We start from the raw sequence: 20,416 nt of genomic DNA on the forward strand, positions 1-20,416 counted from the left end.
AGCGGGATGTACACCATCGTGTCAGTGACCGTTTGCTCCCCCTGTGGCCCCATGACACGGCGAGTGGCTTGACGCACGAAGCCCTTAAACGGGACTGGCTCCCCTTCTTGCCAGCCGTAAGGTGATTCGCCCGCCCCACGTAGGAGCACGCAATCATGCTTAAACCACTGTGCCGCAATGTCATTCTCTACCTTACCCACGGCCAACCCCCAATCAGCCCGGTGTTAAACAGAATGTCCAACGACGCATCACACAGTTCGTTAGCAGCTTGGTCTTTCGCAGATGCCGCCTCAACCGTGGAGTAAGACACAGATGCGTCACCGATAGACGATGAGGTCACCCCACCCGAAGAGGCCTCAATCACCGTAGGATTAATGTCGTTTTCCACCCACACAGTGACCTGCTCACACACCGCACCCCGTAGAGCATCCATCACGTCTGGGTCTTCCGGCATCCCCGCAGGGGTCACCTCAAACCGTGCAGCCCTCACGGCGCGCTGCACCATAGACGATGCACGCCTAATCAATGGCTGTAGGTTCACATCGTCATCAAATTCGTAGCCAGCCCACTTAACCACGTCATCCGGCTGGGCAAATACAAGCATTCTGATTTTTCTCCTCTAGATATGCGAAAAGCGGGGCGGGGTAACCACCCACACCCCGCTAAACGGTCTTTACCGACTAGGCAGCATCAGCCGGTGCGGAACCAAGCGTGCCCGGCTTCACATCGGCTTCCAGAGTCACCACAGACTCCGGGTAAGCCAGTGCAGAACCCCACACCTGAAGACCACGGAACGCATCCGCAAAGTGATCCTGGTGACGGAACGCCTCAGCGGTTTGCAGCTGGGACGCAAAGTCCAGAGCGTTCGGAGCTCCACCGATAATCGTCTCGCGGCCAGCGGTTACCGGAACCTGGTTAGAGGTGTACACGGTGAAACCAAGCGTCTTGATGGCACCAATCTGGCCATTGCGCAGAATGGTGTCAGTACCGGCCTTGTCAGCCTCAGTGAAACGGCGGTCTGCAAGCAGTGCCGCCGCCATGTTCGGGCCAACAACAACCCAACGGTCAAGGGACGGGGCGGACTTCTTGTTCAGCTGCTTAGAGAACTCGCGCAGAACATCCCACGCGGTCATCTGGCCCTCGGCGGGGCGGAAGAAGTCAGCGCCGTCAAACACGGCCTTGTTGCCCAGCTTGGTCTTCGCACCGTCCTTAAGCACTCCGGCGGTGTGCGTATCGACCTTTGCGGCCATGGCGTAGGCGTGCTGGCGGGTGGACTCGTTCTGGAAGTCGCCAGCGGCCTGAGCACGGTCAATATCCTCAACGAGGAATGCGTAGTACTCTTGCTGATCCATGACCAGCTCAGTGGCCTCGGTAGACAGGGTGTCGTAGGTGATTGCCTCACCCTGGACGTACTTGCGGGTCTGGACTGCGCCAAGACGGTTAATCTTGACACTCTTGCCGGAGTTTTGCAGTACCGGCTGGAAGCGGGCGTTTGCCACACCAGTCTGGGAGTAAACCAGTGCGTCCTGGAAGGGCGCGTCAAGGGCTGCGGCCCAAAGGATTGGCTTAAAGGATTCGACAGACATAGGGTCTCCTAGTTGGTGTAGAGGTGGTCAAGCTTTCCGGCTTTTTGGGCCTCGTAGATTTCCTTGCTGGTCATCTGTTGGAGGTCAGCCATGGTGATTGCTTGGTTTCCTCGGGTTGTGTTGGACGTATCCACACCGGATGCCTTGTGAATCGCCTGGATTAGGGACGGGTGGGATTCAAGTTTTTGGGTGACGATTGTTTCCACCTGGGATTCGAAATCATCTGCGTCTACATCTAGTTGGGTGTAGGCGTTGTCCGAATTGAGCAGCGCGTTCAGAAGTGTGGTATCCACGTTGCCGTCTACCTTTTCGACAGCACTTCGCATTGCGTCGTTGCGGCGATACTTGGTGAGGGTGTCGCGCATTTCGTCGCGTTCCTTGGCGGCAGCTTGCTCACGCTCTACTGCTGCGTCAATGAGCTTTTGCGGGTCGCTAGTTTCATCCTCAACAAGTCCTAGTTTCTTACCGATGTCTTGGATGAGTTGGTTGCGCTCCGCTTCTGCCTTTTCTTGTGCGGCCTTCAGTTCATCTGCCTTAGCGGCTTCCGCATCCTTGCTGCGGGTGCGGTACTTGGCGGATTCGTCGCGGAGGCTGCGGATTTCCTTTTGTGCCCATTCGGGTAGGTCTTCGATACCACCAGCGGGTTGATTGGTTTCCTGCTGCGGTTGGGTTTCTGGTTGGGTGTTTGGCTCCTGGCCTGCCGGGTTTTCCTGCGCCTGGCTGGTGTTTTCCGGGTTGGTGTTTTCGGGCACCGCTGTTCTCCTACGTGTTGGGTGGATGGTTACCCCTGTAGGGTGCAAAAAAGTGTGCGTTGTCCAGAGTTACAGCGGCGTTGTTTGCCCGCGCAGATTAAAATCTAAAGGTATGTCCAAAGAAGTTTCGTTCAAAATAAAACTGTCTGATGCTGAACAGAAAATACTCGAAGCAAAAATAGAAGAAGTCGGAGCACCTCTCATTGCAGCGATCGACTCTGGCCGCCCCTATGAAATAGCTAACTTCCTTACGAAGAACTACCACCAACGTGAAGTAGCTAGGCGCATCTACGAAGCTATTTACAAGGCATACTTTGAGCATGAAGATTGGGTGAATGCTCATTTCTCCTTGAGTAGATTGCTAGAGCTTTACTACCGTGATCGAGACCAGGCGAATAACTACGAGGTGTCGAAACAGATATGCGCTCAAATGATTTCAATTGAATCTAAGGTGCGTGACCACATGGTCAGCGACCATAGATACCTCGTTGAATCGATCAAGGAACGCAATACTAAGTTCGGATTACACCAGAAAGAACCAGCCTTTTCATTCCCCGCGCACGCAGGGTACCGACAACTGTGCATCATCTTTGAAAAAGAAGGACGGTTTGAAGATGCACGACAGCTTTGTTTCGATGCGAAACTTAATGGTTGGAATGGTGACTGGGACAACCGAATCGAACGCTTGACCAAGAAGCTTGAAAAGGATTCAAAATGAAGAAGGTAATAATTTCCCTCGCACTTGTGCCATTATTCCTGGCTGGTTGTAGTACCACCAATGAAGTTAGTTCCGTTTCCGGAGTTAGGGATAAACTCGCGGATACAAATTGGGCTTGCGACGGCTGGGAAGAATATGAACCTGGTGTAGCAGCTACGTGCGGTTTGCCTTATGGGCAGGGCACAGCCTGGGTTCGTGTAACCGATAACCCAGAGATGTTTAGCGCGGTTTCTTTCGACGAACATCTGGATATGGAAGCTACGGTTATTGGCGATAATTGGGTTTACCAGTGTCGCGCTCCGTTAGGGGCTAGTGATTGTGAGTATCTTGCAGGCTTACTGGATGGTGAACTAATTAAGCGTGGGCACTGGAGCAACTAAATGTTGTGTAACGCAACATTATGAAATAACGTTTACCCGATAAAAGGAGGCAGCATGGAGTCGCATGACGAATTACTAGAAGCGGCCATTGCCGCCCAGACGAACTACGAGAATGTACTTGAAAAAGCGCGCACTGCGCGCCAAGCAGCGTTTCAGGCGGCGCTTCGCGGCACGGTTACTGGGCGCGAGATTGCCAAAGCTACAGGACTGTCAGAATCGCTAGTAAGCAAAATTAAAGCAGGTAAATACTAACTGTTGTAATTTATTACAGCGCATGATAGGGTTGTTTCCATACCAAGGAAATGACCCTCTTGCTATTTCTACGGTAGGCACATAAAAGCCCCAGCGTGGCGGCAACCACCCGGGGCGCGGACTCAAACAACGGAGGTTTGAATCATGTCTGATTCTCCCATGCCCGCAAACACGGGCGCAAATGACAACGTGGTTATTCCACTCACCGACAACAATGGGGTTCAGGCCGTCATGGGCCGCGACCTCCACGCATTCCTAGAATCCAAGGAAGCGTACACGCGATGGATCGCCCGCCACGTCGAAAAGTACGGCTTTGTCGCAGGTCAGGACTTTATGACAAAAATGTCAGAAAGTACCGGAGGGCGACCATCCGAGGATCACATCCTCACAATGGACATGGCCAAAGAGCTAGCCATGCTTCAAGGCAATGCCAAAGGCAAGCAAGCCCGCCAGTACTTCATCGAATGCGAACGGCGGGCAAAGCAGCCCACAATCAACGGCGCAGAACTCACCCGCATGGAACTAATCCAAATCGCCATGAATGCGGAAACTGAGCGTCTTCAACTCGAAGCGAAAAATAAGGAACTCGAACCCAAAGCAGACGCTTACGATGAGTTCATAGATGCTACCGGCAAGTACAACATTGGTACGGTGGCCAAGATGTTCGGCAAGGGTCAGAACTGGTTGTTCCGCGAGCTGCGGAATGCCGGTGTCCTGATTTCTAAGGGCGCTATGCGTAACACCCCGTACCAGCAGTACATGCACCACTTTGAGGTGAAGGCTCATTCCTTTGAGCGCTCCAATGGCGAACAGGGCGTTAGCTACACCACCTACGTGCAGCCGTCCGGCATCCAGTTCATTCAACGCAAGCTGGGCCTTTCCAGTATTGACCCAATGCTGCCGGAGGTGGCATAAGCCATGGCTGATGTGATTAACATGTTTGACTACTTCACTGAGCCTGAGCCTCCCCAACCGCCACTAGCCCAGGTTATCTACCTACATGAATGGAGCGCTGCGTAATGAAGCTTAAGGATATGGGGCTGCAAGAACAGCACATGGTGCGTGAGCATGAGGGAATGGAGCAGGTTCAGCGGGTGCAGTCCGGAAGGTTTCGAGCGTATTTGGTGAATCGGTATGGTTCTGCGATTGCTCCGTTTGTGGATGATTTGCAGAATGAGTTTGTGGAGGTTGCCCATGGGATGATGGCTGTTTGGTGTATGCCTTGGGAGGATTATCTCGGTGAGGATTATGCGGATGCTACTTGGGCTGATTTTTTGGCCAGCAAGTCTTCATCTGAGAGCAACGCCGCCTAAATGGTCACAGTGACTTTAATCGCCTATGTGTTTACATGGGCGATTTTCCTCATTTTTCAAGATGCGCGCCCCCTAGTGTTGGGTTACTATCACCTTGGTTGTTGAGCTCAGCTCCAACCCGCAACCCCCATCCCCCCGTGGTGGGTTGCGTCATGCCCTAATCATCAAAGGATAAGCCCACTGCCCCGCTGGCTGGTTTGCGGAGTTGTTCGCGGTGGCGGCGGCGCGGTAAATCATGCTCCGCCACGTGGTCGCGTAGCTTCGCCTGATACGCGTTCTTGCGTTGGCGTGCAGCCCTCACATCCGTTTCATCAATCGCAGCAGCTTCCATCCGCTTCGAGGCGCGGATCTGTCGCTCTAGGTAGCGTTGCTTCTGGGTGGCCTTATAGCCCGAATCGTCCTCATCGTAGGGCGCGTCGCTTACCCGTGTGTAGCCGGGGATGTAGGCAGAATGTGTATGGCGGCAATTGTGTGATATAATGCCATTAATGCTGTATATACCATCTGCCGTTTGGAAGTCATAAGCATGGCCCGAAAAAGAAATCCTATCGACACTGACAATATAGTCCGTCTCTACCGGGCCGGGCACAGCTACGCAGACATCTGCCGGATTCTGGGAATCGCCAGCTCTTCGGTTAGCAAAGGCCTTAGAGACGGTGGAATTGGTCCAATCAAGCGCAGGAACCAACAAATCGACATGGAACAGCTTATCCCCATGTATTCCAGCGGAATGACCTGCCAACAGCTCGCCCCCGTATTCAACACGTCCGAATCCACTATTCGCCGTCGATTGTCTAAAGCTGGTATCGAAATTCGACAAGGCCCGTCCTACCGAACTAAAGATACCCCCGCCACTAAGCGCAAGCGGGCTATCGCAAACTTCACTACCCCTACCCATATCGGGCCAAACGAAACGCACTTCGCCGGTTTCCTTGACGATCTCAGTGTCCGGTACAGGCAGCAAACAATCATCGGTCACTACAACGTCGATTTCACCCTTGAGGAATTGCCTATCGTCATTGAAATTATGTCCGGCGGCGGGAATTCTCGTTACCACGCCACGATTTTTGAGAGAAACAAATTCATCCTCAACAGTGGTTGGCACATCTTCGAGGTTCGTTTGACCAATGACTCCGGTGCTGCTCCGTTGACCAGGGCCGGTGTTGAACACATAATCTCCTGCGCGCAGGCTCTCGGCAGTACGCCACCCACGGTTGGTAAGTACAGGGTGTTTCGGGGAAACGGTCGCCACGTTTCCCTTCGCGGTGCGAATCGTGAACGCTGGGCCAGCATAGGCGCACTTTGACGCGCCGACAGCGCCAGCGAACGTGTCTATCGCTTGGTCGCCACCAAGGATAGCGTTCGGGTGATGTAGGCCACTTTCTTCTGCTTGTTGCATCGTAGCCGTCACACTCACAATATTGTCCCCAATACGGTGAGTGCCCGGCGCGAACTGCCCAGTGAGTGACAGTACTTTCCGCTCGAACGGGGCGCACTGTGGGGCCGGATTCTTATGTGAAGACACCACTACTAGGTCAATACCGTGCTCAATCATGGTGTTGGTGTGGCCAGCCCGCAAAGCCTTATTCGTCATAGTCCGTACAGCCATTTCCGCATACGTGTCTAGTCCCCACTTGCGGCCCCGCTTATCCACATAGAACGGTAATCCCTCCCGGGCCATGCGGGTAAAAGCACGCTGCGCCGCTTGCTGCGTAGTCATCACCCCCGTCACGCTATAACCGGTGGCCTCCACCTCAATACGCCGCCAAATGTCATCCACGCGGCGCACCAGATTACGGTGCACCGGCTCCATCGTGGTAATTGCCTCAGATACAAGCGCGTACACAGCGGCGCTACTCTCAAACACCGGTATGGATGGTGTCGGGCGTAAATGCTCTGGTAGTGCGGCGAGTTCCTTCTCTGCCTCAATCTGCCCACGCAGATACGCCGCATCAATTGTGCTGCGCCACGTTGTGCCCAAACGCTGGTGCAGCGCGTCTGCCATGCCCTCAATGTTTCCGCGCTCTTGCCGAATCGCAAGCAGCTGGGACTCAGCCCACGTAGGTGACTCCCCTGTCCTGATTAAGGCGCGGCGGATTACCTCAATCAAATACATTTCGGCACGTCGATACAGGGCTACAACATCATCGTTGAGCCCCTCTGTGCGTGCCGGGTCAAAGACCATTAATCCTCACTTAGTGGGTCTTCATCTGGCCTAATGTTACCCAGCGGGTCAAATGTGCCACCCTGTTCTGCAAGGATGCGGTCTACCTCTGCTTGCTTATCCTCTTCATCCCACTCATTGTGCAGCATGTCAATCTTTTGCTGGGTGGAGATAGCGCGTGCCGCGTCCAGGGCTTGGATGGTGGATGCCTTATCCAGCATGGTTTCTTGCACGGGTGCGGTCATGTCTACCTTTACCCGCTCTGTGGGTGGGGTGATGTTGTGCAGCCAAGCATGAACTTCCAATAGTGCGTTGGAGAGTTCGGACAGCCCGGCGCGCATGTAGCGGCTTTTCGCCTTCCACGTTTGGATGGAGGCTTGGTATTCGGATTCAATCTCGCGTGCTGTCTTCTGCCCGGTGGAGGTGGTTTCTGCCAGCCCAAACGTGGACGGGGAGTAATTAGCGCGGCGTAGAATCTCTAGCACAATCTTGTCTGCAAGGTTCAGGTAGTACTCAAACCGAAGCTCTGGGGAGTAGAACTGAACCCCCTGCCCCTCAGTAGGGGTAGAGGCCACCGCGTCGTAGAATTCGCGGTCAAGGTCAAATATCTGCCCCTTGCCGAAGCCCTGCTGTTCTAGCCAGTATTCGGGTACTACGGCGCGTTGCTTACCTAGGCGCATTTCGCGCTTGAGGTCTGTCCATACTTCATCCAGCATGTCGAACAGTGGGAACAAATCAGGGCTAATGTCAGGGCGACCAATGTTGCGGAGTTGCCCGTCATTACGGAATCCCACCACCGGGCGGGCATTAGGAATGTAGGTCGCGGCAATGCCCGTAGTGTGGGAGTCCACCCCGCCCTGAGCGTCTACGATGTCCGCGAGTGGTGCGGTAGAAGGATGGTCACCTAGTGGGTGCTGCTCACCTAGATTCTGCTCCCTACCCTTGTACAGGGCGTACTCAATACGGCCCTTGGTGTAGCGGGATAGTAGCCGCCACACGTGCTTTTCGTCTTGCTTGGGTAGTTCCTCATGGAATGTGATTGCAGTCAGCTTGCCGTAGCTAAATTCGGGGTAGGCGCTGTCAGCGTCCACGAAATCAATCCACGGGTCATCTGACACGTCGGTGTCCCACATGATACGGCCGTACACACCACCCAACGCGGCGCAGGATTCCGCCATGACCAATAGGTCTGCCGGGAAACGGTCATCGTTGAGCATGTCATCCAGATACGCTTGGGCTTGCTCATCCTCCACCGTAAAAGTAGGTGGCGTATCAAACAGCAGGGATGCGGACGTAGCGGCAATGTCAGCCGCGATAGGCAGATGCATCTTCCGATTCGACTGGCCCTGCGGGGTGGGCTGTCCCCAGAAGAAGCGCGACACCGCCCCCACTACCCCGCCCGCAAACTGGGATTGGCGGTACACCACATTCATGCCACCGTAGTGAGCATCCAGCTGCTTCGTATCACCCTCCCACCATAGGGCTGCATCACCGACTAGGTTGGTGACGGGTGCCCACTTTTCCGGTGGCCACGGGGACTTAGCGGCGGGCATTGTCATACGCTTCTCCTATGCGGTGATGCTCCTAGACCACAGGTAGCGAGACGAAAAGACTGCGTAGCGTAAGGCATCGGAATAGTGGTCATTTTCCTTAATCGGTTTGTCTATGCCGCGCTCTGCTGCTTTTTCGTCCCACCGGTAGCCGGGGATTTCATCTATCAGGTTCCTACACTGGGACGATATGAGTAGATTCCCGTTGTCTAATAGAGATGCCACGGTGCGGATACCGTCGAGCACATCATTGTTGGCGGTATCAATTCTGTGTATCCCATCCTCATAGAGTTGTAGCCCGAAGGATGCAGCAGCGGGGTCATAGTAGATCCATTGCGGGTGCGGCCTATCCTCCATCCATGCCTTGAGGTCTTGCACTAGCGCAGCGTTGGTTTGCCTGCCTGGTGCCCATTCATCCACCGCATAGAGTCGGTTATCCTCGCCTATGGCTAGCAGGATTCCTGCGGTGGCGTTGGTGGTGCCGTAGTCGATTCCTAGGCCTAGGGTTTGCCGCATGGGTGGCATATCGTCCGGGTCGATGACATGCTTGGCTTCGTCCCACATCTGATAGATTGCGCCCTCTGCTGCTACCCACAGGCCTTGGATGAATCGGAGGTACCACATGCCTGTGTATTCTTTGCGCAGATTGGATTTGTATCCCTCGGTTAGTGAGGGGTTGTCATCCATGGTGAAGTGCCAATAAGTCCAATCTGCCAATTCATCTTCCGGCTGGGTTTTCTTGTCATAGTGCATGCAGCCAGGCACGCGGACTAGGTAGTCTTTGCGCAGCCAATGATTCTGCGAATCGGGGTTAGTGGTGCAAAAAAGTTTCGAGTAGGACTTAGACAAGCGCGACAACAACTGCTTAAAGAACGCGGGATGCAACAGCGTAATCTCATCCGCAAACGCTAGGCCGATGGTCATACCGCGAATCTTTGACTCTGCGCCCGCATCGTTCGCACCGATAATGTGGACGTGCCTACCGAAGATAGTGGCCTTAGCCGCACCCTGCCGGTACACCACATACTTCTTGATAGGCACGAAAATAGCTAGGGTTTCGATTGGCTCAAACACGTTACGATAAATCGAATCGCGGTTCTTACCTGTGATAACAATGGCCGCTGTACCCTTGTACGCAGCCACCAAAGCCAGCATGAGCAGCGTCCACGTATACGTCTTACCCGAACGTACGCTACCGTCCCAGATGTTCACGCGGCCCGTCGAGCCAGAAAAAGCATCCTTTTGCTTCTGGCTAAAGCCCATAACCTCCGCTGTATCAAGCACCCTGCTGGTCATCCTCCACAGGCTTGGCGGTAGGCCCATTCTGCAACGCGCTAATAATCTGGGTCATAGCCTCCTTAGCCGCATCCAGGCCGTCGTTATTCTCGATGGAGTCCAGGCCCATGAGTTGCGCCCGGTGCTGCATGATACGCACAGCCGCGTTAATCGCCTGCGGTGAGCCAGACCTCAGCTTCTTCTGCAAAGCCAGCTCCATTTGGTTGAGCTTGTCTAATTCCATGTCGCGCAGCTCAATCGCATTCTCACGTGGAATGTAGTCCATGTGCGCTTTCACATCGTTGCGCACCGTATCCGTGGATACTTTCAGGGTGTCTGCGATTTGGTGGTAAGACGCGCCTTGAATACGCATTTCGTAGGCTTTGCGGCGTCGTTCCGCAATGATTGCTTTGGTGCGGTCTTTATGCAGGCTGGGCATTCGTTAAACCTCCTGGGTCTAATCAACAACCCCTTACGCTAACCGTGGTGGGGCGTTGTCCCTCATGTCGATACCATCCCCGCGCAGCACATCCAACCACACTTCGTGTTTCTCAGCCTCACGCCTACCAGCCTGCTTATTCCAGTCACAGCATGGGCACTGGTAGGACGATTTACGGCCAAAGCCCCGCAGCTTACACCTCACCAACGGTCACACCTTCGGCAAGCAGCCGGGCCTTAATGCGGGCTTGCTGTTCCGCATTCTCACACTCCACCAAAAGGTTAAAGCCCTCTGGGGTTGGTTCATCGGGGCGCTCTGGAATCTCAGTCTCCGAAATCTCCAAAGTCTCCAACAGCTCGTCTACCTCATCACGGGTGAAACCCGTGGCCTCCAAAGTAGGCAGCTCCGTGAGTAGGTTAACGAGGTCTTCCACATCGTAGGTGGACTTATCATTCGAGGCGTTATCGACAAGTACCGTGCGCTTGGCCTGGTCTTCATCCACATCAATGACATACACGTCCACGGTCTGCCACCGCTTATCTTGCGGGTTTTCATCCGCTAGGCGACGTATCGCCATGAGGCTATGGTTTCCGCAAAGCACCTCATTAGGCCTGCCGGTCTTCGTTCCACGATTGACCACTAATGGCTTATACACGCCATTGTGCTGCATGGATTCCATAATGAGGTCAACGTCACCACGGCGAGCATTCTTGTAGTAGACGTTAAGGTCTTTGGTGGGAACTGTTTCGAGCTGTCCGATTCCCGATTTCATTTCCATCTCCTAATCGTCCCAATCGTCGAAGGCTTCAGCGGCTTCGCATTCTTGCAGGTAGGAAAGAATGCCGTTGCGAACTATTTTGTCCGCGACTCTGCCGGTGTCGGGGTCTGTCCATGACACGCTGACTAGGCTTTCCCCGTTGGTGTCGTATCCGTAGTTAACTTCGAGGTGTCCTAGTCGCATCACAATGTCATCCATAAGGTTGGAGGCTAGTTCTCATGTGGCGTTGCGCGGTGCTTGCCGGTGTAGAAGTAATCCTCCACGGTTGGGTAGGCGACGATGACAACGATACTGACAGCCAGAATAGTGGTGGGGATAATCATGGTGGTTCTCTTTCTGTGGTTGGGTGAGAAGATTGGCGGGGTGCAGGTGTGCAGTGCCGGAGGGCCAGTGTTCAACCCTTCGGGTGCAGCCTTGACGCTCCATTTCGCCTAATGGTCAGGACAGATGCGCTTGACACCCCTGGCGGTCAGCCGGGGAATCGAACCCCAGTGTGCTTACAAGAATCCATCCGCAACGGTTGTAGTTACAAGTGATGAATTCATAATCCTTTCTGACCTGAGTGCTTCGCCTGGGAGTCGAACCCAGATACCCAGTGGGTACCGCATCCTAAGTGCGGCGCGTATACCAATTTCGCCAACGAAGCGCTCCCTCGCCACGCTTCGATCGTGGAACTTCCGGGTCAAAGCCGGAGATGTTGCCAGTTACACCACAAGGGATTGTGCGCGCCCTTCATGTTGGTTAGGCATGTTGGGCGGCTATGCGGCTGCCACCAAAGGAAATTCTCGGCACCCGTACCACAGGGCGCTTATTCCCATTCGGGAACCCAGACGGCAGCTGCGTGCGCCCGGCTGGAATCGAACCAGCTCACAACCATTGCACATAACCACAACATGCCAGTGTGGTCGGGGCTAGTACTCGCCCCCAAGGATGCGGCTTATAGGACATGCTCTACCAATGAGCTACAGGCGCGGGATGTACCTACCCAATCAGTTGAGCAAGGATGACTAGTAGGAGACTGACAATTAGCAGTAGGTCGTTTCCCATGCTTCCTCACTTTGGGTAGGTGGTGTGGCTTTGTATCAGGTGGCCTTCCTGGCCTAGTGGGGGTGTGTGGAATCTGGGATTACATCCCCTCATCGGCATAACAAACGTTACCTCATAGTGTTGTGTGACGCAACTTTTCGCGCCACTTTTGATGCTTCTCTAGCCACTGGCGCGCATGTTCCTCATCCCCAAAGTTCGCAACAACCGTCGGGTCATTCTCATGCTCAACCCACTGTTTCGGGGACACAACCCACCGGCCCCGCCACGTCTCACTCACATACAGTTCAGGCATTCTCCCACCACCTGTACGGCTTCGAGGTGGTGTGCCAGCATCCGCATTCGCAGTGGTAGATACGGATTGGCATGTGCTTTCCACGGCCTTCGCGCCATTCTTTCCATAGTGCGTTCTTAGCGTGCGCTTTGACTGGGTAGGCTTTCTTTCTTGGTGTTGGGCAGTCCATTAGTACCGCCATGTCATGCCGAATCCACGGGGCTTACGCCTACCGCCACGCTTAGCCCGCTTATGCGCCGGTGGTTCCTCTTGTGCATCGTCCTGTAGTGAGGCCTCCATCATGGCTATCTCAGCGTCAATACGATTCTTCATGGACGGGTGATTCCACTTCGAGCGCTCAAAGTCGTTCATGATTCCTCCCCAATAGTTTCGATGATGTAGCTGTCGCCTGCGGTGTGAACGTTGACGCTGCCGGTCTCTTTCAGCGCGGTGGTGACCTGATAGCCCACGTGGGCCAGTGGCCTCAGCACCCTGTTGTTTGTGAACAGTGCTTTCGACACAGTGAGGAATCCGTTAATCGTGGTGATAGCAACGGCGAAGAACACTGTGTCCAGCGCATCCCCCAGCGACTCCCATGATGGGTGTAACGCGGCCTCAACACAGTCCACTAGGGCGAGCAGGAATAAGCCGACGATGCTGAGCTTGATTAGCAGGTTGAAGTCAGCCCAAATGATGCGGATGGCGGTTAGCATTCCCCACCACCTAGCCGGGTGATTTCGCGGTCGATGTACCAGAGAGCCTTTTTCAGGTCTTCCACCGCGTCGCCCTTACGCCCGGCGCGGCTAAGATACTTGACAGCATTACCCAAATTGAACGACAAGTGTTCGGCAATATCTACAGGCTGCGCACCACCCGTAAACCCGGTGTAGTGCTTTGGGTTGATAGCGTCCACGGCTACCACGACCAATCTTCATCGGTAGTGTCCTCTGCCGTGCCAATGACATAGGAAGAACCGGAGCCAGAAAAGAAGTCGTGGTTCTCATCTGCGCCAGGGTTTAGTGAGGTCATCACACCAGGATTGAAGCTGCACATATCGGACTGGTAGATACCGTCATACCCAAGGTTGTTTAGCGCCTTGTTCGCGTTGTAGCGCAGGAATGCGAGCACATCCTCAGTCCAGCCCAGCGGGTCATACAGGTCGCGGGTATAGTGCTCTTCGTTATCCATGAGGTCTAGGAGCAGGTCGATGACCTCGGACTGGAGTTCTGCCTGTTGTGCTTGGTCTAGGTGTTTGACCTGCTGCTGGTACTTGTAGCCGATATAGTAGCCGTGAACTGCCTCATCGCGGATAATCAGGCGGATGATGTCAGCGGTGTTGGTGAGCTTCGAGTGTGCCGCCATTCGTAGGGGCAGGTAGAAGCCGCTGTAGAAGAGGAAGGACTCTAGCAGGGTGGATGCGGCTTTCCGCATGAGCGAGTTGCCGCGCTTGTAGAAGTCGAGGACGCGGTGGGCCTTGTACTGTAGGTGTTTGCTTTGCCTTCCCCAGTTGAATGCATGGTTAATGGTTGGGGTGTCCGCCAGCGTCATGAAGATGTTGGAGTAGGACTTAGCATGCACAGATTCCATGAAGGCGATGTTGGTGTACACGGCTTCTTCGTGTGGGGTCGCTGCGTCTGGCAGGATGCTTAGTGCGCCTACGGTGCCTTGCATGGTGTCGAGCATGGTTAGGCCGGTGAAGACTTGCATGGTTGCCCATTGCTCTTCGTTGGTCATGATTTTCCATGTGGGAATGTCGTTTGAGACGGGCACCTTCTCAGGGAGCCAGAAGTTGCTGGTGAGCCTGTCCCATACGTCTTTGTCTACTTGGTCGCTAATTGTGTTCCAGTTGATGGGGTCGATGGTGTCGCCGGGTTGGGCGTGGTTTGGTGTGGCGAGGTTCATGCGTGCTGCCTTTCTTTATTTGGTGCCGGTGGAGCCGTGGCCTTTGGTGCCGCGTTGTGTGGTGCCAGTGAGCTGCTTTACCGGGTTGAAGCGGGCCGGGGTTACGGGCTGGATTAGTAGCTGTGCGATGCGCGCCCCCTGGTTGAGGCGAATAGCTTTGTCCCCGTGGTTGATGAGGTTGACGTACAGGGTGCCTTGGTAGCCAGCGTCAATGAGGCCCGGCGCGTTGTTTACGGTGACACCTAGTTTGTGGGCATTGCCGGAGCGGGGCAGGACTAGGACACAGTAGCCAGCGGGGATACCCAGTTTGATTCCGGTGGATACGAGGGCGCGCTCCCCTGGTTTTAGGTGTACGTCTTCGGCGGTGCGTACATCCCAGCCTGCATCGTCTTGGTGTGCGCGGGCCGGGCGGTATGCGGCTTCGCCTTCTACTTCGATGCGCAGCGGGCGGTTAGAAGAGGGATTGTTGTGCCTTGCGTCCTGGTGCTGTTTGCTCACGATGATGACCAGGGCGGTTGCGAGGGCCAGGGCCAGCAGGATGATGACGGCCAGGCCCATTGCTTCGAGTGCGTGCATGTCGTTTCTCTTTCCAGGTGAATACGGTGGTGTTTTTGGGTTGGGTGGATTGCCAGCCTTTTTGTCGGCGGCGGCGTGCGTCACAGATGCGGCAGTATCCGTGTGCGGCGTGGGTTAAGGGTTGGTCTTCAAGTGGTTTGTCCTTTATTCGTGCTTGCATGGGTTTGCCGCATCCTTTGCAGGTGTCGGGTGGTGTGAAGCGTTTTTGGGCACCCGTGTGTGGCACATCGACACCAGCGATGGCGGCGAGTTGGTTGGCGGTTTCTTGGTCACCTGTGCACCACACCCCGGCTTGTATGACCCCTGTGGCCGGTTGGCGGTGTGCTTTGTCTAGGCTGTCACCTGCGGTTAGTGCGTCGAGGGCGCATTGCTGCCTGATTGGGCAGTAGGTGCAGGCTTCGATTGCGTCGATAGTGTCGGGGTCTACGGGTTGGGGGTTGGTGAAGACTGGGTGACCGTGGCATGGTGGTTTTTGCTTCACACGGTGTTACTCTACACAACATTTGTTGCATTCGGCAACATCGACTGTGAGCCACATGCGACCCGGTTCGCCCTTCACTGCGGGGTGGATGGTGGGCATCATTTTGGTCATGTAGTCCGGCGTGTCATCGGGGACTATGCCCGCGTCTACGATGCCGTCACATAGCGCTTTGAGTGTGGGGACTAGATTATCCGCGTCTCTGCGCCTGTTGTCCCTGGGCTGGTAGTGGAGTTGTACGGTGATGTGTTTGGCGCGTGGGATGCGTGCAGCTCGGCAGCGGATGAAGGCTTCGGTTCGGATTGCTTTGGTGAGTTTCGCCTTTCTTGCCCAGTGGAGGCGTTGGTTCATGTTGAGTGGTGGTTTGGTAAAGGTGAGTGGGATGGTGAACATCATTTATTGCATGGTGTGACAGTGTTGTGTAGTGTTGTGCGTGTAAGTGCTGTTTCCCCAACCGGCTCTTACACCCCCTTTTTCTGTGACTCAGCCCCATCATTGACTGCCTTCCCAATGGTGGGGCTTTTCTTATGCCCGTTGGAGTAGGTGTGTGAGTGCTGCGGCTGCGGCTTGGGGTACTACCCCGTTGCCTAGCGCTTTCAACTGTTGGTTGCGGGTGAGGCCTGGTACTTCGGTTACCCAGCCTTCGGGTAGGCCCATCATGAATTCGATGAACTCTGTGGTGGTCTCTGCCCGGTAGTCTTTCCGGTCTCCCACTATGGGTGGCGGTGTGCGCCCGGTGAGCATGGCCCATGCGAGGATTGCGGGCGCTGCTTCACCCCACCTCAACCGGATTTCGTGGCTGATGTTGGCGGCTGCGTTAAGCCCGGCCAATGTGTCGAGCAGGTCGTTATCCCAGGTGATTTGCGGCGTTGGTCTGCGGGTGAGTCCGCACGCTTGCTGTCCGATGCTGTTGGGGTTGGTAGCAAGGATGAATAAGCGCTCCCGGTGGTGGGGCGCTCCCACGTCGGATGCTCTGACACATTCCCATTGTGCATCCCACCCGATGCTGGCAAGGTCTTCCAGCACTTCGGTGAGACCCAGGGTGAGGTGCCCGCGCACATTCTCAAAGAATGCGATTCTTGGTCGAAGATGCTTAATTGCGTCAAACACATAAGGCCAGAGGTGCCTTTCATCATGGGTGCCTTTACGGTGCCCGGCCTGCGAAAAGGGTTGGCAAGGATAACCAGCGGTAAGAATGTCGATAGGTGGCACGCTCCCCCAGTCCACTTTGGTTACGTCCCCAAGGTTGGAAACGTCTGGGTAGTGGTGTTGGAGGATGCGGGCGGGTGCCTGGTCTATCTCTGCAAACCATGCGGGTTTGGCATCGAGCACCTGCATGACACCCATCTCTAGGCCGCTGTAGCCCGCGAACATGCCGCCTATCCTCACGATTCCTCATACCAGAGTTCGAAGACAACCCACATAGGTAGCGGCTGAATCGGTTCGCCATAGTGGTCGTGCTGGTAGAACTGTCGGCAGCGGCGGAAGAGGCCCGGTTCCGGTTCCTGGAATTGGAGGTGTTCGGGTTCAGGCCGGTCACGGCGTGCTTGGGTGCAGGATTCTACGGTGCCGTCCACCTTGACGCGCTGCACCTCCCCAGCGCGGGGCTTATACGGCACCATGATGGTGGTGGTTCGGGTGCAGAGGATGGTCATGACAGCGCCTTCAATACCCACAGCAGAATGTAGATGGGGTGATTCGGGTCTGCTACACCACCATCCGGGGTGTAAGCAGCGGCGGATAGCAGGTTGATTAGAGAGTTAAACATTCTTCCTCCATAGAAGATTCCCAAAGGTTGAGCGATGGTGTGACAGCCGGGCGCATCTGCTGTTCAAAAGCGCGGCAAAAGTCTTTCTTGATTTCAAACCCGTAGCCGCGCCGCCCTAGGTTTTCCGCCGCCACCAATGTGGAGCCGCTACCCGCGCACGGGTCGATGACTACATCGCCGGGGTCTGTAAACAGTTCAATGAGGCGTTCGATGAGCGCTACCGGCTTTTGCGTCGGGTGCACTTTCGGAATGTGTTTGCCGTCTTTTGCCCAGTCCTGCACGTTCATGATCATGTGGCCGTGATTGTTGAACTTTGGGAGTTTGTCGCGGTAGAGGATGAGGGCGTATTCAGCATTGCCCACAACTCGCATGTTGGCTTTTAGTACCTGTGGGCTGGTGGGTTTGCGAAACACTAGGTTGATGTAGTTCTTGAAGCCATAGCGTTTCGCTTCTTCAATGAGGGGCATTTGTTGTTCGAAGCTACAGAACACGATCATGCAAGGTGCTTGCCCTTTGGCTTTCGGTTCCGGGCGGAGCATCTTACTGGCAAAGTGCATGAATTCGGGGACGCGAAAATCTTTATCCGTGTCGAAGAATTGCTTGCCTGCTAGTTCGGATTCGCCGTTCTTGTTGTCGCCACCGATGTACCAGGCGGGGCTAGAGCCGTAAGCATTAGCGCCCAAATTATAAGGTATGTCGGCGATGATTAGCTGCGCTTTTGGGGTGTTGTAGCGTTTGAAGTTCTGGAAGTGGTCGTTAAACAATTCCATGGTTACGCCCCTTCCGCTACTGCGTCATACAGTTGGCTGTAGACGGTTTCACGCTCGTATCGCATGGCTGCTGTGTCTTCTGGTATCCAGACTCCGGCGCGGACTACGGACCTGTCTTCGTGCTGTAGGGCGTCGTAGGCGCATTGTGGTTTGACGGGGCAGTGTTGGCACAGTTGGCGGGCTGTGGCTTGCTTATCGCGCTGCCCAGTGAGCACGTAATCATTGAGGGGTTGGCCTGCGCATTGGGCTTTCTCCCACCAGCGGTTCATGTTCAGCATGGTGGGATTGTGCTGGAGGGTTGCCGTTGTCATGCCGCGCTCTTCTCATTCTCAATAGCGGTCATGAGGATTTCCTGTGCTTCATCAAACGTGCGGCCTTGCTCTAGGTATGGCATGAGGTAGCAGAGGATGAATCGTAGCTGTTGCGCGTCAAGGTCAGCGGTTTCACGCATGACGGTGCGACCGTGCATTTTCATGGTGGTTTCCTTTCCTGTGGTTGGGTGTCGGGTTGTGGCAGCAACCCTGTGTTGCGCTTTGCGCTCACATAACAAATGTTACCCCGTGATGTTGTGTAACGCAACTCCAACGAAACACTTTTACTCTTCCGCCCTTACCGTGTGCTTGGATAAAAGCATGGATGCCTACGGAAACTATCTAAGCGGTTGGTATGACATGAAGAAAGCCCCACACATTCAAGTGCAGGGCAATCTGGAATACCGCTAGTCTTCCGGTTCTTGAGCCAGGAAAACCAGTTTTCGTGCAATCCGCACAGAATCCGGATCAGAACCGCCGTTAAGGTAGTGCAGGCAAGCTGCAAGCTGTTCCCGATCTAGACCACGGGCAATCTCGGCGCTCCTGAACGTCGTTCCCGTTGTGTCTGTCCAGATGTAGTATTTTCCAGTCTCCGAACGTTCCACTAAGAAATTCATGTCATCTCCTTTCGTCTTCTCGTTGTCCAGTTAACCAGATTCGTTGCCTAGCTTGTTTCGTCTATGCGTGCGCGGAAGTAAGCACGGTTCTGATTGTCCTGCGGGTTGAGTTGGTCGTTCTCGCACAGTGTGTCTACACGCTCCCCAATCGGCATTCCCTCCGTAAGGTAGATGTGCGTGGCGATCTGGGTGAATTCGCGTCGTTCCGGGTAGGACAAGTCACGCCACGGGTGGGGCGTATGGAACAGATGCGGCGCACCGCACGCTGCTCATGCGCCCATCCTTTCTGCGTGTGCGAGTAGCGCCAGGGCAAGGGGGCGGAGTTCGTCGGGGTGGACGGTGAGGTACTTCGGTGGCAGGTTGGGGAACTGGGTGCTTTGCTCCCATTCCATAACCAGGCCAGCCCGGTTTAGGTGGTGTCGCGGGGTTGGAAATGTTGTTCGCCGTGGCAAGGTGACTTCTACGGTTCGGGCCATTTCGTCTGCGTAGGTCATGGCTAGCCCCCACCAGAGGAAGGCTTGGGTGTATTCACCTAGGGGGTCTGTGGCTTCCCACATGTCCCCGATTTTGTGGACTCTCCAGCGTCTCATTCTTCCTCCCATCGCCAGCTAAAGCCGGTGGTTTTGTCTTGGTGGTAGCCCTTGTGCCCTTTCTTGCGGAGGCATAGGTGGGTGTCGTGCTCTGGGTGCGCGCCGGTGGTTATGAGCGTGCAACACTTGGTGGCTCGCGTGTGGGCCTCAAGGCGTTGGTTTTCTTCCTCGAAGCGCTCCCGTGCTCTGGCCTTGCGTTGCTTGGCTTGGAGCACGTAGGCGGGGATAACACGGTTCATGCTGGCTCCCAGTCCCCTACCCAGCGGCGGGCTTTGCCCTCACCCTCACCAAACTTATCTAGCTTCACCTCAATACCGTTAGGCGGATCATCGTAGTAGCTCATGCCACCCTCTGACAGTCCCTCGATGCTTACCGCGTCCTTGAGAATCCAGGGGTCTGGATCATCGTAGGAAACAACTACATGACCATCCTCCCACTGGCCTGCTGGTGGTGTGCCGTCTGGTGCCCAGGCGCGGGGTAGGTCGTCGCGTAGAGTTATCTGCTCTGGCTGTACTAGCTCGTGCCCGATAGCGGCGTTGAAGACTTCGTATTCGTCTTCATAGGCAGAGTCGTAATCGTTCCCAGCTTTGATGATTACGGTGGTGATGACTTCTTCGGGGGCGTTGTGTAGTCCTGTTGTTCCGACTGCTGGCCGGTAGTCACACCACATGCCTACGCAATCAGCGCGTTCTTCGGGTGTGAGGTCTGAGAGAGTGGTCATGTTTCGTCTCACCATCCTCGTACTGGTTTTCCGGCCAGGTTCCAGGCTCTGGGGAGGTCTAGGCGCGGGATAATGGTTGCGAGAGGAGCCGTAAAACGGCCATATACCGGTTGGAATAGAGTTGTGCCGCTTTCAAAGATTGCTATGTCTTTGTTTCC

29 protein-coding genes, 2 tRNA genes and 1 pseudogene are annotated in these 20,416 nt (G+C 55.0%); 6 read left to right on the forward strand and 26 right to left on the reverse strand.

The features are described 5' to 3' along the window. Window positions 1–187: 187 nt before the first annotated feature. From HMPREF2526_RS06035 to HMPREF2526_RS06045, 3 genes are all read right to left on the reverse strand, one after another. On the reverse strand, window positions 188–604 hold the full coding sequence (locus tag HMPREF2526_RS06035) for a head-tail connector protein (protein WP_070546410.1): 417 nt from the start codon (window positions 602–604) through the stop codon (window positions 188–190). A gap of 76 nt (window positions 605–680) precedes the next feature. Next, window positions 681–1,586 carry a phage capsid protein gene (locus HMPREF2526_RS06040; RefSeq protein ID WP_070546412.1) on the reverse strand — a complete coding sequence of 302 codons (906 nt, stop codon included), beginning with the start codon at window positions 1,584–1,586 and terminating at the stop codon, window positions 681–683. A gap of 8 nt (window positions 1,587–1,594) precedes the next feature. Further along, window positions 1,595–2,338 carry a hypothetical protein gene (locus tag HMPREF2526_RS06045; RefSeq protein ID WP_070546414.1) on the reverse strand — a complete coding sequence of 248 codons (744 nt, stop codon included), beginning with the start codon at window positions 2,336–2,338 and terminating at the stop codon, window positions 1,595–1,597. A 112-nt stretch (window positions 2,339–2,450) separates the two neighbouring features. Between HMPREF2526_RS06045 and HMPREF2526_RS06050 the strand changes: the two genes are divergently transcribed. The 5 genes from HMPREF2526_RS06050 to HMPREF2526_RS06065 all read left to right on the forward strand — a co-directional run bounded on the left by HMPREF2526_RS06050 (window position 2,451) and on the right by HMPREF2526_RS06065 (window position 5,001). Next, window positions 2,451–3,056, forward strand: a complete 606-nt coding sequence (locus HMPREF2526_RS06050; protein ID WP_070546417.1) for a hypothetical protein — start codon at window positions 2,451–2,453, stop codon at window positions 3,054–3,056. Next, window positions 3,053–3,436, forward strand: a complete 384-nt coding sequence (locus HMPREF2526_RS13200; RefSeq protein WP_148139543.1) for a hypothetical protein — start codon at window positions 3,053–3,055, stop codon at window positions 3,434–3,436. The genes HMPREF2526_RS06050 and HMPREF2526_RS13200 overlap by 4 nt, the downstream gene beginning before the upstream one ends. A gap of 54 nt (window positions 3,437–3,490) precedes the next feature. Further along, window positions 3,491–3,688: a hypothetical protein gene (locus tag HMPREF2526_RS06055; RefSeq protein ID WP_070546420.1), complete on the forward strand. Its 198-nt coding sequence runs from the start codon at window positions 3,491–3,493 to the stop codon at window positions 3,686–3,688. A 144-nt stretch (window positions 3,689–3,832) separates the two neighbouring features. Then, window positions 3,833–4,603, forward strand: a complete 771-nt coding sequence (locus HMPREF2526_RS12890; protein WP_210384397.1) for a phage antirepressor KilAC domain-containing protein — start codon at window positions 3,833–3,835, stop codon at window positions 4,601–4,603. A 104-nt stretch (window positions 4,604–4,707) separates the two neighbouring features. Beyond that, complete coding sequence (locus tag HMPREF2526_RS06065) at window positions 4,708–5,001, forward strand: hypothetical protein (RefSeq protein WP_070546422.1); 294 nt, start codon at window positions 4,708–4,710, stop codon at window positions 4,999–5,001. 157 nt (window positions 5,002–5,158) lie between these two features. On the opposite strand, the gene HMPREF2526_RS13775 is transcribed toward HMPREF2526_RS06065, so the two are convergent. Further along, entirely contained in the window at window positions 5,159–5,590 is a 432-nt protein-coding gene (locus tag HMPREF2526_RS13775) for a phage minor capsid protein (RefSeq protein ID WP_371326143.1), read from the reverse strand. Window positions 5,591–5,731: 141 nt separating this feature from the next. On the opposite strand from HMPREF2526_RS13775, the gene HMPREF2526_RS13780 reads away from it, so the two are divergent. Next, complete coding sequence (locus HMPREF2526_RS13780; RefSeq protein WP_371326144.1) at window positions 5,732–6,307, forward strand: DUF559 domain-containing protein; 576 nt, start codon at window positions 5,732–5,734, stop codon at window positions 6,305–6,307. A gap of 66 nt (window positions 6,308–6,373) precedes the next feature. On the opposite strand, the pseudogene HMPREF2526_RS13785 reads toward HMPREF2526_RS13780, so the two are convergent. The 22 genes and pseudogenes from HMPREF2526_RS13785 to HMPREF2526_RS06170 all read right to left on the reverse strand — a co-directional run. Next, a pseudogene (locus HMPREF2526_RS13785) lies at window positions 6,374–7,186 on the reverse strand (phage minor capsid protein); the annotation flags it as partial. Beyond that, window positions 7,186–8,724 carry a phage portal protein gene (locus tag HMPREF2526_RS06075; protein WP_070546424.1) on the reverse strand — a complete coding sequence of 513 codons (1,539 nt, stop codon included), beginning with the start codon at window positions 8,722–8,724 and terminating at the stop codon, window positions 7,186–7,188. The pseudogene HMPREF2526_RS13785 and the gene HMPREF2526_RS06075, both read right to left, overlap by 1 nt. A gap of 9 nt (window positions 8,725–8,733) precedes the next feature. Beyond that, window positions 8,734–9,999 carry a PBSX family phage terminase large subunit gene (locus HMPREF2526_RS06080; RefSeq protein WP_246819867.1) on the reverse strand — a complete coding sequence of 422 codons (1,266 nt, stop codon included), beginning with the start codon at window positions 9,997–9,999 and terminating at the stop codon, window positions 8,734–8,736. Further along, a complete protein-coding gene (locus HMPREF2526_RS06085) occupies window positions 9,992–10,429 on the reverse strand; it encodes a sigma factor-like helix-turn-helix DNA-binding protein (protein ID WP_070546427.1) in 438 nt (145 codons plus the stop codon). Before HMPREF2526_RS06085 ends, HMPREF2526_RS06080 begins: the two co-directional genes overlap by 8 nt. 193 nt (window positions 10,430–10,622) lie before the next feature. Beyond that, the gene (locus HMPREF2526_RS06090) at window positions 10,623–11,201 is read right to left on the reverse strand and encodes a ParB N-terminal domain-containing protein (RefSeq protein WP_070546429.1); all 579 of its coding nucleotides are present in this window, start codon (window positions 11,199–11,201) and stop codon (window positions 10,623–10,625) included. 9 nt (window positions 11,202–11,210) lie between these two features. Then, entirely contained in the window at window positions 11,211–11,405 is a 195-nt protein-coding gene (locus HMPREF2526_RS06095) for a hypothetical protein (RefSeq protein ID WP_148139544.1), read from the reverse strand. Between the two features lie 365 nt (window positions 11,406–11,770). Further along, window positions 11,771–11,853 (reverse strand) — tRNA-Leu (locus HMPREF2526_RS06100). 196 nt (window positions 11,854–12,049) lie between these two features. Continuing rightward, a tRNA-OTHER gene (locus HMPREF2526_RS13375) sits at window positions 12,050–12,179 on the reverse strand. Between the two features lie 535 nt (window positions 12,180–12,714). Then, window positions 12,715–12,897 carry a hypothetical protein gene (locus HMPREF2526_RS06105; RefSeq protein WP_010191094.1) on the reverse strand — a complete coding sequence of 61 codons (183 nt, stop codon included), beginning with the start codon at window positions 12,895–12,897 and terminating at the stop codon, window positions 12,715–12,717. Next, a complete protein-coding gene (locus HMPREF2526_RS06110; RefSeq protein WP_070546434.1) occupies window positions 12,894–13,238 on the reverse strand; it encodes a hypothetical protein in 345 nt (114 codons plus the stop codon). The genes HMPREF2526_RS06105 and HMPREF2526_RS06110 overlap by 4 nt, the downstream gene beginning before the upstream one ends. Next, on the reverse strand, window positions 13,232–13,447 hold the full coding sequence (locus HMPREF2526_RS06115; RefSeq protein ID WP_246819868.1) for a DUF3310 domain-containing protein: 216 nt from the start codon (window positions 13,445–13,447) through the stop codon (window positions 13,232–13,234). Before HMPREF2526_RS06115 ends, HMPREF2526_RS06110 begins: the two co-directional genes overlap by 7 nt. Continuing rightward, entirely contained in the window at window positions 13,441–14,427 is a 987-nt protein-coding gene (gene nrdF / locus HMPREF2526_RS06120; protein ID WP_070546436.1) for a class 1b ribonucleoside-diphosphate reductase subunit beta, read from the reverse strand. Before nrdF ends, HMPREF2526_RS06115 begins: the two co-directional genes overlap by 7 nt. A gap of 15 nt (window positions 14,428–14,442) precedes the next feature. Further along, a complete protein-coding gene (gene dut / locus HMPREF2526_RS06125) occupies window positions 14,443–15,003 on the reverse strand; it encodes a dUTP diphosphatase (protein WP_070546439.1) in 561 nt (186 codons plus the stop codon). 487 nt (window positions 15,004–15,490) lie between these two features. Beyond that, window positions 15,491–15,877: a RusA family crossover junction endodeoxyribonuclease gene (locus tag HMPREF2526_RS06130; protein ID WP_246819869.1), complete on the reverse strand. Its 387-nt coding sequence runs from the start codon at window positions 15,875–15,877 to the stop codon at window positions 15,491–15,493. Window positions 15,878–16,006: 129 nt separating this feature from the next. Next, on the reverse strand, window positions 16,007–16,855 hold the full coding sequence (locus HMPREF2526_RS06135) for a DNA cytosine methyltransferase (RefSeq protein WP_083295535.1): 849 nt from the start codon (window positions 16,853–16,855) through the stop codon (window positions 16,007–16,009). 11 nt (window positions 16,856–16,866) lie between these two features. Further along, a complete protein-coding gene (locus HMPREF2526_RS06140) occupies window positions 16,867–17,136 on the reverse strand; it encodes a hypothetical protein (RefSeq protein ID WP_070546446.1) in 270 nt (89 codons plus the stop codon). A gap of 97 nt (window positions 17,137–17,233) precedes the next feature. Beyond that, a complete protein-coding gene (locus HMPREF2526_RS06145; protein WP_070546448.1) occupies window positions 17,234–18,019 on the reverse strand; it encodes a DNA-methyltransferase in 786 nt (261 codons plus the stop codon). A gap of 2 nt (window positions 18,020–18,021) precedes the next feature. Next, a complete protein-coding gene (locus HMPREF2526_RS13790; RefSeq protein ID WP_070546450.1) occupies window positions 18,022–18,330 on the reverse strand; it encodes a WhiB family transcriptional regulator in 309 nt (102 codons plus the stop codon). Next, window positions 18,327–18,494 (reverse strand): hypothetical protein, encoded by a 168-nt coding sequence (locus tag HMPREF2526_RS13380; RefSeq protein WP_168163153.1) that lies wholly within the window; start codon window positions 18,492–18,494, stop codon window positions 18,327–18,329. The genes HMPREF2526_RS13790 and HMPREF2526_RS13380 overlap by 4 nt, the downstream gene beginning before the upstream one ends. 243 nt (window positions 18,495–18,737) lie before the next feature. Further along, entirely contained in the window at window positions 18,738–18,947 is a 210-nt protein-coding gene (locus HMPREF2526_RS06155; RefSeq protein ID WP_070546453.1) for a hypothetical protein, read from the reverse strand. A gap of 586 nt (window positions 18,948–19,533) precedes the next feature. Beyond that, window positions 19,534–19,776, reverse strand: a complete 243-nt coding sequence (locus HMPREF2526_RS06165; RefSeq protein WP_070546458.1) for a hypothetical protein — start codon at window positions 19,774–19,776, stop codon at window positions 19,534–19,536. Next, entirely contained in the window at window positions 19,773–20,258 is a 486-nt protein-coding gene (locus tag HMPREF2526_RS06170) for a hypothetical protein (protein WP_070546460.1), read from the reverse strand. The genes HMPREF2526_RS06165 and HMPREF2526_RS06170 overlap by 4 nt, the downstream gene beginning before the upstream one ends. Between the last annotated feature and the right edge of the window lie 158 nt (window positions 20,259–20,416).

The sequence above is a fragment of the Corynebacterium sp. HMSC070E08 genome (genome assembly GCF_001808895.1).
GTDB classification, from domain to species: domain Bacteria; phylum Actinomycetota; class Actinomycetes; order Mycobacteriales; family Mycobacteriaceae; genus Corynebacterium; species Corynebacterium hiratae.